Here is a 15,693-nt window from a genome sequence, read left to right as displayed (position 1 = left end):
TCCTTGAGTCAGTGGCAGGGGAAGCCAAGCAAGTGGCGGCCGTCGTGCACGAACTCGTGGACATACATGCCCTTGACCAGCGCAGTGGCGCCCTGCTCTGCACCGACGAAATAAATCGCCAGCATCAGCAACAGGCCGCCAAATATGGCCCAGGGAAGAATTTCGCCCAACGGAATGGTAGGCAGGGAAACATCAGTCTGCGAAGCAGCGCTATAAGCCATGTGAACCTCCAGGGAAGACGCGTCCCGGTACGGATTTGGGATAAGGAGAACAGGGTCTGGCTCACGGCTGACATCAGCCGTTTACAGTGGCGCGACCGCACCGGATTTGCACCGGTTGCCCGTTCGGAATGAGCTGCAACATTTCCTGTAACAAAATGATACAACTCGCCGAAGTTTACGCGTTGGCCCCAATAAAAACAGGGTCCGGGAATCAATTTCATGTAGAGCCTCTTGTGGAGGCGGGGCCGCCCGCAAAATAGAGGCGCAAAAAAACCGGAGCACCGTGAAGTGCTCCGGTCGGGTCAGGCAACCGCGTCTCAGGCCAGTTCTTTACGCAACTGACGCGCCGCGTTGACCATGTGCACCAGCGCCGCTTCGGTTTCCGGCCAGCCGCGGGTTTTCAGTCCGCAGTCCGGGTTGACCCACAGGCGTTCGGCCGGGATGCGTTTGGCAGCCTTGCGTAGCAGGTTGGCCATTTCCGAAGAATCCGGAACCCGTGGCGAGTGGATGTCGTAGACGCCCGGGCCGATCTCGTTCGGGTAGGCGAAGGCTTCGAAAGCATCGAGCAGCTCCATGTCCGAACGCGAGGTTTCGATGGTGATCACGTCGGCATCCATCGCCGCGATGGACTCGATCACGTCGTTGAACTCGCTGTAGCACATGTGGGTGTGGATCTGGGTTTCGTCACGCACGCCGGAGGCGCACAGGCGGAACACTTCAGTCGCCCAGTCCAGGTAATGCTGCCACTGCGCCTGACGCAACGGCAGGCCCTCACGGAACGCGGCTTCGTCGATCTGCACGATTTTGATCCCGGCGGCTTCCAGGTCCACCACTTCGTCGCGAATCGCCAGCGCCAGTTGGCGCGCCTGCACCTCGCGGCTCACGTCTTCACGGGGGAACGACCACATCAGCATGGTCACCGGACCGGTCAGCATGCCCTTCATTACCTTGCCGGTGAGGCCCTGGGCGTAGCGGATCCATTCGACGGTCATGGCTTTCGGGCGGCTCAGGTCGCCGAAGATCACCGCCGGTTTCACGCAGCGCGAACCGTAGCTCTGCACCCAGCCGAAACGGGTGAACACGTAGCCGTCCAGTTGCTCGGCGAAGTATTCGACCATGTCGTTGCGCTCGGCTTCACCGTGAACCAGCACGTCGAGGCCCAGGCGCTCCTGAATTTCCACCGCATGACGAATTTCGCTGTGCATCGCTTCGGTGTATTCGGCGGCAGTCAGCTTGCCTTGCTTGAACGACTGGCGCGCCAGACGGATCGACGCGGTCTGCGGGAACGAACCGATGGTGGTGGTCGGGAACAGCGGCAGATCGAGGCCGGCGCGCTGCTTGGCGATACGCTGGGCAAACAGCGACTGACGCTGGCTGTCCTTGGCGGTGATCGCCGCGACGCGCGCTTGAACGGCGGGTTTGTGGATACGCGGCGACGCGGCACGGCTGGCCTGAACGGCGCGGCTTTGGGTCAGCGCTTGCAGCACTTTCGGCGCTTCAGGCTCGTTCACCGCCTGGGCCAGTACGGCGACCTCTTCGCACTTCTGCACGGCGAAGGCCAGCCAGCTCTTCAGCTCCGCGTCGAGTTTGTCTTCGCGGCCCAGATCCACCGGGCTGTGCAGCAGCGAGCAGGACGGCGCGACCCACAGGCGATCGCCCAGACGCTCATGAGCGTGTCGCAACGTGGCGAGGGCGTTTTCCAGATCGCAACGCCAGACGTTACGCCCGTTGACCACACCCAGGGACAACACCTTGTACGCCGGCAGGCGATCAAGAATGGTCGGGTACTGATCCGGCGCACGTACCAAATCGATGTGCAGACCGTCGACCGGCAGATTCGCCGCCAGGCCGAGGTTTTCTTCCAGACCACCGAAGTACGTGGCGAGCAGTTTTTTCAGCGGATCACGCTGAATCTGGTTGTAGGCGCGCTCAAAAGCGTTTTTCCATTCCTGCGGCAGGTCGAGCACCAGAATCGGCTCGTCGATCTGCACCCACTCCACGCCTTGCGCCGCAAGACGCGCAAAGATCTGGCCGTACAGCGGCAGCAGGCGGTCGAGCAATTCCAGCTTGTCGAATTCCGCGCCCTTGGCCTTGCCCAGCCACAGGTAAGTCAGCGGACCGATGATCACAGGCTTGACGTTGTGACCCAGCGCACGGGCCTCTTCGACTTCTTCGAACAGTTGATCCCAGCCCAACTGGAACTGCTGGTCGGCGCTGAACTCCGGGACCAGATAGTGATAGTTGGTGTCGAACCACTTGGTCATTTCCTGGGCATGGGCACCGCCGCAGCAGCTGTCACTGACGCCACGCGCCATGCCGAACAGGGTTTGCAGAGTGGCTTTGCCATCGTGCGCACGGAAGCGCTCGGGGATCACGCCGAACATCAGCGAGTGGGTCAGCACCTGGTCGTACCAGGCAAAATCCCCCACCGGCAGCAGCTCGATACCCGCCTCTTTTTGCAGCGCCCAATGCGCCTTGCGCAGCTCGCGGCCGACGTCGCGCAGACCCGCTTCGTTCAGTTCTCCTTTCCAGAACGCCTCTTGCGCTTTCTTCAGTTCGCGGTCGCGACCGATGCGCGGAAATCCAAGGGAATGGGCCAGTGCCATAACAAACAACTCCAATGTCTTGTCGATGGCGGCCATTGTCGATTTCGGTCATGAATGAGACAAACTCAATTTAATCTCGTTGATCTCAAGTTTTACTCATGTACATCGTTCTGCATCGATCCGCCCCTGTCACCCTTGACCCCTGTGTCAAAAAGTTGCGAGGGAGGACATCCGGGCTTATGTTGCTTGCGTGCTAATCCCGTGCGCATGAAGCGCCATGACTCACCGAAGGAAAACGAAATGTCGAAGCAATCCCGCCCTGCTGTGCTTGGGCAGATCGGTAATACGCCGCTGGTACGCGTCACGCGGTTCGATACCGGTCCATGCACCCTGTTCCTCAAGCTTGAATCACAAAACCCCGGCGGTTCGATCAAGGACCGCATCGGCCTGGCGATGATCGACGCCGCCGAACGCGACGGCCGCCTCAAACCGGGCGGCACCATTGTCGAGGCCACCGCTGGCAACACCGGCCTCGGACTGGCGCTGGTCGGGCGCGCCAAGGGCTACCGCGTGGTGCTGGTGGTGCCGGACAAAATGTCCACCGAGAAAGTCCTGCACTTGAAGGCCATGGGCGCCGAAGTGCATATCACCCGCTCCGACGTCGGCAAGGGCCACCCCGAGTACTACCAGGACGTGGCGGCACGACTGGCCAAAGACATTCCCGACGCCTTCTTCGCCGACCAGTTCAACAACCCGGCCAACCCGCTGGCCCACGAATGCAGCACCGCGCCGGAAATCTGGGCGCAGACCGAACATGATCTGGACGCCATCGTGGTCGGCGTCGGCTCGGCCGGCACCCTGACCGGGCTGACCCGGTTCTTCCAGCGCGTGCAACCGAATCTGGAAATGGTGCTCGCCGACCCGATCGGCTCGGTGATGGCCGAATACAGCCGCAGCGGCACCCTGTCGAAACCCGGTTCCTGGGCCGTTGAAGGCATCGGCGAGGACTTCATTCCGTCGATCACCGACCTCTCCAGCGTGCGCCACGCCTACTCGATCAGCGATGAGGAAAGCTTCGACCACGCCCGTCAATTGCTGAAAGCCGAAGGCATTCTCGGTGGTTCGTCCACCGGCACCCTGCTCGCCGCCGCGCTGCGCTATTGCCGCGAACAGACCGAGCCGAAACGTGTGGTCAGCTTCGTCTGCGACACCGGCACGCGCTACCTGTCGAAGGTCTACAACGACCAATGGATGACCGACCAGGGCCTGCTGCAGCGCAAGGGCTACGGTGACTTGCGTGACCTGATCGCCCGGCGCTTCGAGGATGGCCGCGTGATTTCCGTCGGCCCCGACGACACCTTGCTCACCGCATTCCAGCGCATGCGCCTGGCCGACATCTCGCAACTGCCGGTACTGGTGGAAGGCAAACGACTGGTCGGCGTGATCGACGAATCGGACATTCTGCTCGGTGTGCATGAGGACGCCTCGCGCTTCAGCCAACCGGTTGCCAGTGCCATGTCCGACAAACTGCAAACCCTCGCCCCCGGCGCCTCGCTGGCGGACCTGGAATCGGTGCTCAGTCGCGGCCTGGTCGCGATCATCGCCGACGCGGCAGGCTTCCATGGTCTGATCACCCGCACCGACATGCTCAATCAACTACGGAGATCCCTTGCATGAGTCAGCACGACAAGAACGCCCGGCCCCAGGGTTTCGCCACGCGGGTGATCCACGCCGGACAGACCCCTGACCCGACGACCGGGGCGCTGATGCCGCCGATCTACGCCAACTCCACTTATCTTCAGGACAGCCCCGGCGTCCACAAGGGTTTCGACTACGGTCGCTCGCACAACCCGACGCGTTTTGCCCTGGAGCGTTGCGTGGCGGATCTCGAGGGCGGCACTCGCGGATTCGCGTTTGCTTCGGGGCTGGCGACGATTTCGGCGGTGCTCGAGTTGCTCGATGCCGGCTCGCACATCGTCTCCGGCAATGACTTGTATGGCGGCACGTTCCGTCTGTTCGACAAGGTCCGCCAGCGCAGCGCCGGGCACCGTTTCAGCTATGTCGATCTGGCGGACCTGTCGGCGTTCGAAGCCTCGCTGCAGGACGACACGCGCATGGTGATGGTCGAGACCCCGACCAACCCGCTGCTGAGCCTCAGCGACCTCGCGGCCATCGCTCGCATCTGCCGTGCTCGCGGCATCATCTGCGTGGCCGACAACACCTTCGCCAGCCCATGGATCCAGCGCCCGCTGGAGCTGGGGTTCGACATCGTGCTGCACTCGACCACCAAGTACCTGAACGGCCACTCCGACGTGATCGGCGGTATCGCGGTGGTCGGGCAGAACGCTGAGCTGGCCGAGCGCCTGGGCTTCCTGCAAAACGCCGTGGGCGCGATTGCCGGGCCGTTCGACGCATTTCTCACCTTGCGCGGGGTGAAAACCCTGGCGCTGCGCATGGAGCGGCATTGCAGCAACGCGCTGGAACTGGCGCGCTGGCTGGAACAGCAGCCGCAGGTGTCCCGTGTCTACTACCCCGGCCTGCCGTCGCACCCGCAGCATGAGTTGGCGAAACGGCAGATGCGCGGTTTCGGCGGGATGATTTCCGTGGACCTGAACACCGATCTGTCCGGCTCGCGGCGCTTTCTGGAGAACGTGGAGATTTTCGCCCTCGCCGAAAGCCTCGGCGGCGTCGAAAGCCTGATCGAGCATCCGGCGATCATGACCCACGCCACGATCCCGGCCGACACCCGGGCGAAACTCGGCATCGGCGATAGCCTGGTGCGTCTGTCGGTAGGCGTGGAAGATCTTGAAGATCTGCGTGCCGACCTGGCCCAGGCGCTGGCACGGATTTAACCGGCCACAAACGACAAAGCCCGCACAGGGCGGGCTTTGAAGTTCGAGTAGGCGGCCAGTGCTGGTCTCTGGCTTACGAGGTTTATCAGGACTCCCACAGTACAGGCAATGTGCTCTGCTGCTTCACACGGCGTAAGGGCTGGATCCCAGCGCGGGGATCTTTCTAACCGTGTACCCTTCGGAACGCGCCCAACGCTTCCTCGCTATCCGCTTGCGCATCAGTCTGCGTCTTCGCCTACATCCTTGAGCCTAGCAAACACCCCCGAATGCGCCCCGCCATTTTTAGACCGATTTTCTTCTAGCCCCCACCTGCAAGGAAGTTAACCGACTATCGCCTGCGGCCTCCCGGCACCGGTGCCGCCCGAACGGCGATCTATACTTCTGGTTTCGTTCGCCGGTTTCACGCAGTACGTCGACACCCGTGCGCTTTCGCGGTGCGCCCGTGCCAATCGCCAATCTGGTTAACCCCGGGCCAACGAGCCACGCCGTCGAAACCGACGGCCAGCGCTCGGCGCTGTGTGGCTGATGGGGCGTGGAGAAGAACATGAGACACAAGCTCTGGTCTGGTGTTGTACTGGCAGTCGCTGCAACGGTGGTGACGCCCGGTGTATGGGCAGCTCAGGCGCAGGCATTGGCGTCTGACGGTGCGGATCATGTGAAGGCCGGGGCTGTGGCTTCTGATGGTTCGGATCATGTTGGCGCCGGGGCCGTTGCCTCTGATGGCGCGGACCATGTGAAGGCTGGGGCTGTGGCCTCTGACGGTTCGGACAAGGTCGGCGCTGGTGCTGTGGCCTCTGACGGTGCAGATCACGTCGGTGCTGGAGCCGTCGCCTCCGACGGTGCGGATCATGTCGGCGCCGGGGCCGTCGCCTCTGACGGTGCAGATCACGTTGGCGCTGGTGCTGTCGCCTCTGACGGTGCGGATCACGTCGGTGCTGGAGCCGTCGCCTCCGACGGTTCGGACCACGTCGGCGCCGGGGCCGTCGCCTCTGACGGTGCAGATCACGTTGGCGCTGGTGCTGTCGCCTCTGACGGTGCGGATCACGTCGGTGCTGGAGCCGTTGCCTCCGACGGTTCGGACAAGGTCGGCGCTGGTGCCGTGGCCTCTGATGGTTCGGATCATGTCGGCGCTGGTGCCGTGGCCTCTGATGGTTCGGATCATGTCGGCGCTGGAGCCGTCGCCTCCGACGGTGCGGATCACGTCGGTGCTGGAGCCGTCGCCTCCGACGGTGCGGATCACGTCGGCACTGGCACTGTGGCCTCCGACGGTGCGGATCATGTCGGCGCCGGGGCCGTTGCCTCTGACGGCACGGACAAGGTCGGCGCCAGTCGCCTCGCCTACTCCCGCGTCGGTGTTGGCTCCGACCAGGTCGCCTCCGCGCTCATGACCGGCAGCTATTCAGACCAGTTCAACAGCCCTCAATAACCGATCCCTGCCAACCGACGGGCGGCTTCAATAGCCGCCCGTTTTGCCTCGCACTAGCACATTTGTGCTAATCGACCACCCCGCCACGCGGCGCTATATTCCTTCGCAACCCCCGACGTTTCCCAACATTGCCGCTGTGCAATGCGCGGGATCGTTGCGTCTGGAAAAAGAACAACACCAAGGAAGAAACACCATGAAACTGCAAAGCCTCAGCACACTCACGGTCATCGGCGCCTTGCTCATCGGCGTCACCGGTTGCCAGACCGCCAAACCCACCGAAGCCAGCATGAAAGAACGCGCCCAGACCGTCATCGGCAAACCGGTCAGCAAAATCGACAACATCCGCAGCGACAGCACCCTCACCTATTACACCGCCTATACCCCTGCCGGCGAATACAACTGCGAGCTGCCCAGCGGCGCGATCATCGCGGTCGCCAGCATGGGCATCATGACGCCGCCGCTGTCCTGTCTGCCCAAAGGCGCCTCGCCCATTCCGGTTCAGTGATCCGGCGTGACGCCACACGAACTCATTTTGCTTACCCGTCAATGGACTCCGTCTGATCATGAAAACACTTATCGCCACCCTCGCCCTCGCCGCCATCGCGCTGACTGGCTGCGCCACGCCGAAACAATGGGAAGCCACCGGCGGCAGCAAGACCGACGGCATCGTGCAGGTGTCCTACGAGCTGGGCCAGTTCGAAAGCGGGCAGACCTCGGCGGCACAGGGCCTGGCCACCGCCGAGAATCGCTGCAAGACCTGGGGTTACAAGAGCGCCGAAATCACCGGTTCCGAGAAAAACATCTGCCGCACCATGGGCCAGTACAACTGCCTGCAAACCACCATCACTCAGGACTATGAGTGCCGGCGTTGAATCAAACCTGCCCGACCGGCTCCAGTGGCCGGTCGCGTAGGGCACGCAAGGTCGCGCGCAGCTCGGCCGGGCGTACCGGTTTGGACAGGATGGCAATTTGGCGGTCGTGCAAGGCCGCCTGTATTTTCTCGATGTCATGCCCGGTGATAATCATCGCCGGCACCGCCCAGCCCCGCTGCCTGCGGACTTCGTCGATGCATTCAATGCCCGTGGAATGCGGTCCCAGATCGTAGTCGGCGACAATGATGTCGCAGTCGGTGAGCAGATCCCGCCCCGTCAACTCGGCCTGCACCTCGCAGCCCCAGCGCTCAAGTAGCGCCGAGGTTGCCAGCAACACGTTGCGATCATCCTCCACCAGACACACTTTCAGCCCTGTCAGCATGCCCGCCTGACGCGGCTCATCGCGCTTGACCGACTGTGGCGGCGACGCAACCAGGGGCAAGCCATGCAGGCTGACCGTCGTACCGCGCCCGAGCCGTGAACGAAGGCTGACCTCCACCCCCATCATCTGCCCGAGGCGCTTGACGATCGACAAGCCCAGGCCCACGCCTTCGACGTCCTTGTCGCGCAACTGGCGAACCCGATAAAACTCCTCGAACACCTTGGGCAGATGCGCCTCGGCAATCCCGTTGCCCTGGTCATGAATCACGATCGCCACCCCCGCTCCGCGCTTGCGTACCCCCACTAGCACGGGCCGCTGCGCACCGTACTTGAAGCAGTTGGAGAGCACGTTCTGCACCATTGTCGCCAGCAAGGCCGGGTCGGTTCGCACCCAATGCCTGCAGGGTCGCAGCCGCAACTCCACGCCGCTCCAGCGCGCGGCTTCAGCGTTCTGACGAATCAGGTCCGCCAGCCACTCGCCCAATTCCAGGGTCTGCAACTTGGGCAGAATCCGCCCGTTGTCCAGGGTGTACAGATCCAGAATCGAACGGAACAGTTGCGACACGTTGAGCAGCGAACGGTCGATATTGTCCACCAGCCGCCGCTCCTCCTCACCCAGCCGCGACTCGCGCAGACAGGCCGTGAACAGGCCGATAGAATGGATCGGCTGGCGCAAGTCATGACTGGCCTGGGCGAGGAATCGCGACTTCTCCAGATTGGCCGCCACCGCCTCCTCCGACGCCTTGCGCGTGCGCTCCAGCAGCAGGTGCGCATACACCGGAATCACCGTGCTGGTAATCAGCAGCATCAGCACCATGAACGGCTGCGCCTGCCACACCGGCGTCAGGCGATAGACGATCACCAGCGCCAGCAGCGCCAGCCCCGTGGCAATCGCCAGATAGCGCGAGCCGTAGCGCATGCCATTACCGAGATTGACCCAGACCATCACCGCGTACAGCGGCAGCGCGGCCTCGCCACCGACCACCAGGCCGAACGAGGTGCCGGTGTAGTCATGCACCATGCCGAAGATCCGCCGCGCCGGATAATGCCCCGGCCAGCGCACGATCGCCTGGCGCAGGGCGATCGACGCCAGCAGAAATACACAGATATAAGTGATCACCGGCAGATAGGTTTCGAAGCGCTGCCCGGGCAAAAAGCCCAGTGCGCCGATGTAAACCACGGCAACGCTGGCGAGGATGATGCGCAGATTGGCCTGGTCGAGTTCGGTGTTTTTCTCGAACTTCATGGGGAACGTCCTTGTGCGGCACTCGTCATATTCAGCACGAACCAACAGGCAATGCCTTCGACCGGTGCTAAGGTGCATGCCTTGATAAATACCTGATCCAGGGAGGACTCGGCCATGGCATGTCGGATCATCATAGCCGACGATCATCCGCTGTTTCGCGAGGCGATGCGGCGCACCGTCCAGCGCCTGCTGCCTGAGGCATCCATCGATGAAGCGGGCGATCTCGACAGCGTACTGGCCCTGCTGCCTCGCGGGATCGAGCCGGACTCGCTGATTCTGGACCTGCGTTTCCCCGGCCTGACGTGCGTCAGTCAGCTCGCCGAGCTGCGTCGGCGCTTGCCGCGTACAACCCTGATCGTGGTGTCGATGGTCGATGACGAGGCGTTGATCGGCGAGGTCATGGCGGCCGGCATCGACGGCTTCATCGGCAAGAACATTGCCCCGGACGACATCGGTCAGGCGATCCTGGCGATCCGCGAAGGCGAAGTGCTGGTGAAGTTCGCGCCGTCAGGCCTGTTGCCACTGGAAACCGGCGCGGCCCTGACCCCGCGTCAGCAGGACGTCCTGCGCCTGATCGCCCAAGGCAAGACCAACAAGGAAATCGCCCGCGAACTCGATATTTCGCCGTTCACCGTGCGCATTCATGTGTCGTCGCTGCTGCGCACGTTGAACGTGCCGTCGCGGGCTGCGGCGGCGGTGAAGTATTCCGGCACGCTCTGACGGCGCTTTTTTGAGCATCCTCAGTCTCAGCTAAGTCTTGTTCCCTATCGTCTCTTCCTGCGCACTTCAGCGCTGCTCAGGAGAGGCAACCCGCCGATGAACGCCATCAAGGCCGACTGGTTCAACAAAGTACCCGAGGTGACGCTGTCCTTCTGGGTGATCAAGATTCTTTCTACCACCGTGGGTGAAACGGGTGCGGACTTTCTGGCGGTCGATGCCGGTTTTGGCGCTGGCTGGACCAGCATCGGCATGGCACTGCTGTTGGCTGTCGCGCTGTTCTGCCAGTTGCGCACCAAAGCCTATACGCCGTGGATCTACTGGCTGAGCGTGGTGCTGGTGAGCATCGTTGGCACACAGATCACTGACATCATGACCGACATGCTCGATGTCAGCCTCTACACCAGCACGGTGCTGTTCAGCGTGCTGCTGGCCATCAATTTCTTCGTCTGGTACCGGGTCGAGCGCAACCTGTCGATCCGCGAAATCGTCACGCCCCGGCGCGAATGGTTCTACTGGACGACCGTACTCTGCACCTTCGCACTGGGCACGGCGGCAGGTGACCTGGCCACCGAAGCCCTCGGCCTGGGTTTCACCCTCGGCGTCATGATCTTCGGCCTATTGATCGCCGCTACGCTGATCGCCTGGCATCTGGGCGCCAATGTGGTGCCGGGCTTCTGGATCGCCTACATCCTGACCCGCCCGTTCGGCGCCTCCCTCGGCGACTTGCTCACCCAGGCCAAGACCTATGGCGGCCTCGGCATGGGCGCAGCGTGGACCAGCGCGATTTTTCTCAGCGTCATCGTGCTGCTGGTGGGGGCCGCGCAGATCAACACCGGCAACCGCAAAACCATCACTCAATAACTGTTCAACAGCCACCAGGAAATTCTCATGCGCACACTGCAAAACATGGTTCGTCACGTTGCGATCGTCTCCGCGATTGCCTTGCTGAGCATCGCCACCGGCTGCTCGAAACCCGCCGACAAACCCAATGCCGGAACGCCATCAGCCAGCGTTGCGGCACCATCCGGCTCGAAACTCGGCGACCTGTCGGCGTTCCGCACCATCGCCGCCGATGTCAGCGCGCTCGTTGCCAAAAACGATCTGCCTGCCGCCAAGACCCGGATCAAGGATCTGGAAAGCGCCTGGGACTCCGCCGAAGCCGGGATCAAACCCCGCGCCGCCAGTGACTGGCATGTGCTGGACAAGGCGATCGACCGTTCGCTCGACGCGCTGCGCAGCAGTACGCCGAAGCAAAGCGACTGTCAGGCGGCCATGGGCGAGCTGATGGCAGCTTTCGATGCCATGCGGGTCCAGCCATGACCCGGAGCGAGTGAACGGGCGGACAAACACCGGCACAGGTGCTTGAATACAGGCGCGACGGTCACGACCGCCGCGCCTTTTTTTGCGGAGTGGAACATGCGGATATTGCTGGTCGAAGACGACCCGATGATTGGTGAGGCGATCCAGGGCGCGCTCAGCGATGCGAGCTATGCCAGCGACTGGGTGAAAAACGGCCTGACCGCGCTGTCGGCGCTGCAAACGCAACCCTATGATCTGGTGTTGCTGGACCTCGGTCTGCCCGGCAAGGACGGCCTCGATGTACTCGACAGCATACGCGCGGGCAACAACCCGGTGCCGCTGCTGATCATCACCGCCCGCGACAACCTTGATGACCGCCTGCGCGGTCTTGACGGTGGCGCGGACGACTACCTGCTCAAACCCTTCGAAATTGCCGAGTTGCTGGCGCGTATTCGTGCGGTGTTGCGGCGCAAGGGCGGCAACGCTCAGTCGCGGCTGGATAACGGCATTGTCTCGCTGGATCTGCTGTCGAAGCAGGCCTGCACTGCCGAAGCGACTGACGTGCAACTGTCGAGTCGCGAATTTGCTCTGTTGCAGGCGCTGCTGATCCGGCCGGGGGCGATTCTCTCGCGCAGCGAACTGGAAGATCGCCTGTACGGCTGGGGCAATGAAGTGGAAAGCAACGCGGTCGAGTTCCTGATCCACTCACTGCGGCGCAAACTCGGCAACCATGTGATCAAGAACGTCAGGGGTATGGGATGGATGGTTTCAAAAGGCGCCTGAGAGCCTCGGTTCAGTTTCGACTCTCCGCCACGCTGTCTCTGGCGATTTTTCTGGTGGCCGTCGCGGCTGGAGCATTCGCATTCGTTGCCGCCATCGACGAAGCCCACGAAATGCAGGACGAGACCCTGCGCCAGGTCGCCATGCTGTTCGAACGCCAGCACATGACCCTGCGTTACCCCACCATCGACCCGATTCAAGGTGATGACGAGGAGTCCCGAGTCATCGTTCAATACCTGGCCGACAGCAGCAAAGCCGTCGGCAACGACGATGCCCTGATTCCACTGCCCTTCCCCGCGACACTGGCCGATGGTCTGGCGACCGTGAACGTCACTGGCGAGGACTTCCGGGTACTGGTCAGGACTACCGCACGGGGCGAGCGGTTCGTGGTGGCCCAAGAGGCCGATGTCCGCAATCAGGAAGCCCGTGAAAGTGCCTGGCGTAGTCTGCTGCCGTTTCTGATTCTGTTTCCGGTGCTGTTGCTGGTGGTCGGCGATCTGGTACGCAAGATCTTCCAGCCGATCTCGCGCCTCGCCAGCGAGATCAACCAGCGTGACGAACAGGCCCTGCACCCGATTGATGAGCGACCGTTGCCGAATGAGATCCAGCCCTTCGTCGTCGCCATCAATCGCTTGCTGGAACGGGTCGCACAATCGATGGACAGCCAGCGCCGCTTCGTCGCTGACGCGGCCCATGAGTTGCGTTCACCGCTGACGGCGCTGTCGTTACAGGCCGAGCGCCTCGGCGCTGCGGACCTGCCGCCAGTGGCCCGCGAGCGGTTGCGACCGCTGACGCTGGGCATAGAACGCAGCCGAAAACTGATTGATCAATTGCTGACACTCGCGTGTGCACAGGCGGGTGCGGTCCGGCTTCCAGGCGCTATTTCCGTACACAGTGTTTATCGGCAGGTGCTGGAGGACTTGCTGCCACTGGCTGAGCGCAAACAGATCGATCTGGGCGTGGAAGGTGCTACAGACACACAGGTCGTCATCAGCGAGATGGATCTGTTCACCTTGATCAAGAACCTGGTGGACAACGCCATTCGCTACACGCCACCGGGTGGAACAGTCGATCTGTCGATCGGGCAACGGTGTGGTTCAGTGACGTTGCAAGTCAGCGATTCAGGGCCCGGTATTGACGAGGCCGAACAATCGCGGGTTTTCGAGCCGTTTTATCGAAGTGAACTGAGCGAAGAAACGGGTTCCGGCCTTGGCCTGTCCATCGTCAAGGCTATCGCCGAACGTGCCGGCGCGCAGGTTCTGCTCGGTTTTACCGACGAAACCCGCAAGCGCGGCTTGCGGGTTTCGGTGGTGTTCCCAACGACAGCAGGGTGAGATTTCCGGCTCAGGTGCGGCTCAAGGGTCGACGTGCGCCATCAACTCCGGCACCGATTCCGGCCGCTTTGCGTAACGCTGCGCCAGCACCGCGCAGACCATCAACTGGATCTGGTGAAACAGCATCAGCGGCAGGATCAGCACCCCGATGGTGCTGCCGGCGAACAGCACCTGGGCCATCGGCACGCCGGTCGCCAGGCTCTTTTTCGAACCACAGAACAGGATGGTGATGCGGTCTTCCTGGCTGAAGCCGAATGCCTTGCCCAATACCGTCGACGCCACCAGTACCAGCGCCAGCAGGACGCAGCAAGCCACAACCAGGCCCAGCAGGTCGATCACCGGGATCTGATGCCAGATGCCTTCATTGACCGCTTCGCTGAACGCACCGTAGACCACCAGCAGGATCGAACCCTGGTCGACGAACTTCAGCCAATTCTTGTTGCGCCCGACCCAGGCGCCGATCCAGCGCCGGGCGATCTGTCCGGCGATGAACGGCAGCAGCAGTTGCACGCTGATTTTCAGGATCGCGTCGAGGGTCGAGCCGCCGTCGCCGTGGACGTTCAGCAGCAAGGTCACCAGCAGCGGTGTGAGGAAGATCCCGAACAGGCTGGACGCCGCCGCGCTGCAGATCGCCGCCGGAATATTGCCCCGCGCCAGCGAGGTGAAGGCAATCGCCGATTGCACCGTGGCCGGCAGTGCGCAGAGGTAGAGCATGCCCATGTACAGCTGGTCGCCGACCAAGGGCGACAGCAACGGTTTCAGCGCCAGACCCAATAACGGGAACAGGACAAAAGTGAGGCCGAACACCAGCAAGTGCAGGCGCCAGTGGCCGGCGCCAGCGATGATCGACTCGCGGGAAAGTTTGGCGCCGTGCAGGAAGAACAGCAGCGCGATGGCGATGTTGGTGAGCCAGCCGAAGCCGACGGCGACCTGGCCGCTGGCGGGCAGGAAGCTGGCGAGCAACACCACGCCGATCAGGGTCAGGGTGAAGTTGTCGGGCAGGAATCTTGGGCGCGTCATGGTTTGCTCATCCGGGGGTTGCCTGTACGTGAAAGCGACTCTAACGTACCTGAGAATTACCGACTAACGCCGAAGAGCCGCCAGATGCCGCCTAAAGGACACGAAAAAAGCGTCAGACGCAGCGTCCCCGGGCTGCCGAGCCTGCCTCGTCCGCTGTACGGGCGCACCGAATCGCTGCCCAATCGCGCCCTCACCCGTCGCCACAGTCACCCGTGGGTGCAACTGTCCTACGCGATTCAGGGCGTACTCGAAGTGCAGACCAGCGCCGGACGTTTCGTCGCCCCGCCGGAACGCGCGGTGTGGATTCCGGCGGGCATGCCCCATCGGGTGTTCAGCTCGCCACAGACTGAAATGCGCAGCCTGTACATTGATTGCAGCGTGTCGGGGTGGGCAATCGAGCGTTGTCATGTGCTTGGGGTCAGCGACCTGCTGCGCGAGCTGATCCGGGCGTTCAGTCTGGTGCCGGTGGAATACGACCAGAACGGCGCCCACGGACGATTGGCCCAGGTGATCCTCGACCAACTGGCCGAAGCACCACAGATCGACTTGATGCTGCCACTGCCTCAGGACAGTCGCCTGCGGCAGATCTATCAGAGTCTGGAACAGCATCCAGAGCAGCAAACTACGCTCAACCACTGGAGCGAAAAATTCGGCGTTACCGAGAAAACCCTGAGTCGGCTGTTTTTGCGCGATACCGGCCTGACCTTTCGTGCCTGGCGTCAGCGCTTGCGCCTGCTGGGTGCGCTGACCCCGCTGGAACGGGGCGAACGCGTCACCGACGTGGCTCTGGCCTGCGGTTATGACTCGACTTCGGCCTTCATCGCCGCGTTTCGCCAGCAATTCGGAGAAACGCCCGGAGAGTTTTTCCGATAAAAATGCCGATATTTATCGAATTTGTACGAGCCAAGCGACCCACTTCAAGGTAGAGTTTCGTCCATCAAACATTTTTGACGTCTTTCGACGATAACCCTGATGACCCACCCTTTAGCGAACCAG

At 62.3% G+C, this 15,693-nt stretch carries 15 protein-coding genes; 11 read left to right on the top strand and 4 right to left on the bottom strand.

Annotation, left to right across the window (positions count from 1 at the left end):
- Positions 1–8: 8 nt before the first annotated feature.
- On the bottom strand, positions 9–221 hold the full coding sequence (locus KVQ74_RS21260) for a CbtB domain-containing protein (protein ID WP_217833171.1): 213 nt from the start codon (positions 219–221) through the stop codon (positions 9–11).
- 317 nt (positions 222–538) lie between these two features.
- Complete coding sequence (metE, locus tag KVQ74_RS21255) at positions 539–2,827, bottom strand: 5-methyltetrahydropteroyltriglutamate--homocysteine S-methyltransferase (protein WP_217833169.1); 2,289 nt, start codon at positions 2,825–2,827, stop codon at positions 539–541.
- A gap of 240 nt (positions 2,828–3,067) precedes the next feature.
- Here metE and KVQ74_RS21250 point away from each other — a divergent pair, with 240 nt between their 5' ends.
- The 5 genes from KVQ74_RS21250 to yecR all read left to right on the top strand — a co-directional run bounded on the left by KVQ74_RS21250 (position 3,068) and on the right by yecR (position 7,917).
- Entirely contained in the window at positions 3,068–4,444 is a 1,377-nt protein-coding gene (locus tag KVQ74_RS21250; protein WP_217833167.1) for a pyridoxal-phosphate dependent enzyme, read from the top strand.
- Positions 4,441–5,619 (top strand): cystathionine gamma-synthase, encoded by a 1,179-nt coding sequence (locus tag KVQ74_RS21245; RefSeq protein WP_217833164.1) that lies wholly within the window; start codon positions 4,441–4,443, stop codon positions 5,617–5,619. The genes KVQ74_RS21250 and KVQ74_RS21245 overlap by 4 nt, the downstream gene beginning before the upstream one ends.
- Positions 5,620–6,163: 544 nt before the next feature.
- Complete coding sequence (locus KVQ74_RS21240) at positions 6,164–7,045, top strand: hypothetical protein (protein WP_217833162.1); 882 nt, start codon at positions 6,164–6,166, stop codon at positions 7,043–7,045.
- Between the two features lie 193 nt (positions 7,046–7,238).
- The gene (locus tag KVQ74_RS21235; RefSeq protein ID WP_217833160.1) at positions 7,239–7,550 is read left to right on the top strand and encodes a hypothetical protein; all 312 of its coding nucleotides are present in this window, start codon (positions 7,239–7,241) and stop codon (positions 7,548–7,550) included.
- 58 nt (positions 7,551–7,608) lie between these two features.
- Positions 7,609–7,917, top strand: coding sequence for a YecR family lipoprotein (yecR, locus tag KVQ74_RS21230; protein ID WP_217833158.1), 309 nt, complete (start codon positions 7,609–7,611; stop codon positions 7,915–7,917).
- A gap of 1 nt (position 7,918) precedes the next feature.
- Here the strand turns inward: yecR and KVQ74_RS21225 are convergent, their stop codons facing one another.
- Positions 7,919–9,544, bottom strand: a complete 1,626-nt coding sequence (locus KVQ74_RS21225; RefSeq protein WP_217833155.1) for an ATP-binding response regulator — start codon at positions 9,542–9,544, stop codon at positions 7,919–7,921.
- A 114-nt stretch (positions 9,545–9,658) separates the two neighbouring features.
- Here KVQ74_RS21225 and KVQ74_RS21220 point away from each other — a divergent pair, with 114 nt between their 5' ends.
- The 5 genes from KVQ74_RS21220 to KVQ74_RS21200 all read left to right on the top strand — a co-directional run bounded on the left by KVQ74_RS21220 (position 9,659) and on the right by KVQ74_RS21200 (position 13,677).
- On the top strand, positions 9,659–10,264 hold the full coding sequence (locus KVQ74_RS21220) for a LuxR C-terminal-related transcriptional regulator (RefSeq protein WP_217833152.1): 606 nt from the start codon (positions 9,659–9,661) through the stop codon (positions 10,262–10,264).
- A 96-nt stretch (positions 10,265–10,360) separates the two neighbouring features.
- The gene (locus KVQ74_RS21215; RefSeq protein ID WP_217833149.1) at positions 10,361–11,125 is read left to right on the top strand and encodes a COG4705 family protein; all 765 of its coding nucleotides are present in this window, start codon (positions 10,361–10,363) and stop codon (positions 11,123–11,125) included.
- 27 nt (positions 11,126–11,152) lie between these two features.
- Positions 11,153–11,584, top strand: coding sequence for a hypothetical protein (locus KVQ74_RS21210; protein WP_217833146.1), 432 nt, complete (start codon positions 11,153–11,155; stop codon positions 11,582–11,584).
- A gap of 96 nt (positions 11,585–11,680) precedes the next feature.
- Entirely contained in the window at positions 11,681–12,346 is a 666-nt protein-coding gene (locus KVQ74_RS21205; RefSeq protein ID WP_217833144.1) for a response regulator, read from the top strand.
- A complete protein-coding gene (locus tag KVQ74_RS21200) occupies positions 12,322–13,677 on the top strand; it encodes an ATP-binding protein (RefSeq protein WP_217833142.1) in 1,356 nt (451 codons plus the stop codon). The genes KVQ74_RS21205 and KVQ74_RS21200 overlap by 25 nt, the downstream gene beginning before the upstream one ends.
- Positions 13,678–13,698: 21 nt before the next feature.
- Here KVQ74_RS21200 and KVQ74_RS21195 read toward each other — a convergent pair whose 3' ends face one another.
- Complete coding sequence (locus KVQ74_RS21195; protein WP_217833141.1) at positions 13,699–14,697, bottom strand: bile acid:sodium symporter family protein; 999 nt, start codon at positions 14,695–14,697, stop codon at positions 13,699–13,701.
- An 84-nt stretch (positions 14,698–14,781) separates the two neighbouring features.
- Here KVQ74_RS21195 and KVQ74_RS21190 point away from each other — a divergent pair, with 84 nt between their 5' ends.
- A complete protein-coding gene (locus tag KVQ74_RS21190; protein ID WP_217833138.1) occupies positions 14,782–15,570 on the top strand; it encodes an AraC family transcriptional regulator in 789 nt (262 codons plus the stop codon).
- Positions 15,571–15,693: the final 123 nt, after the last annotated feature.

It is taken from the genome of Pseudomonas botevensis, from assembly GCF_019145475.1.
Lineage (GTDB): Bacteria > Pseudomonadota > Gammaproteobacteria > Pseudomonadales > Pseudomonadaceae > Aquipseudomonas > Aquipseudomonas botevensis.
This window is presented reverse-complemented; position numbering and strand designations above follow the sequence as displayed.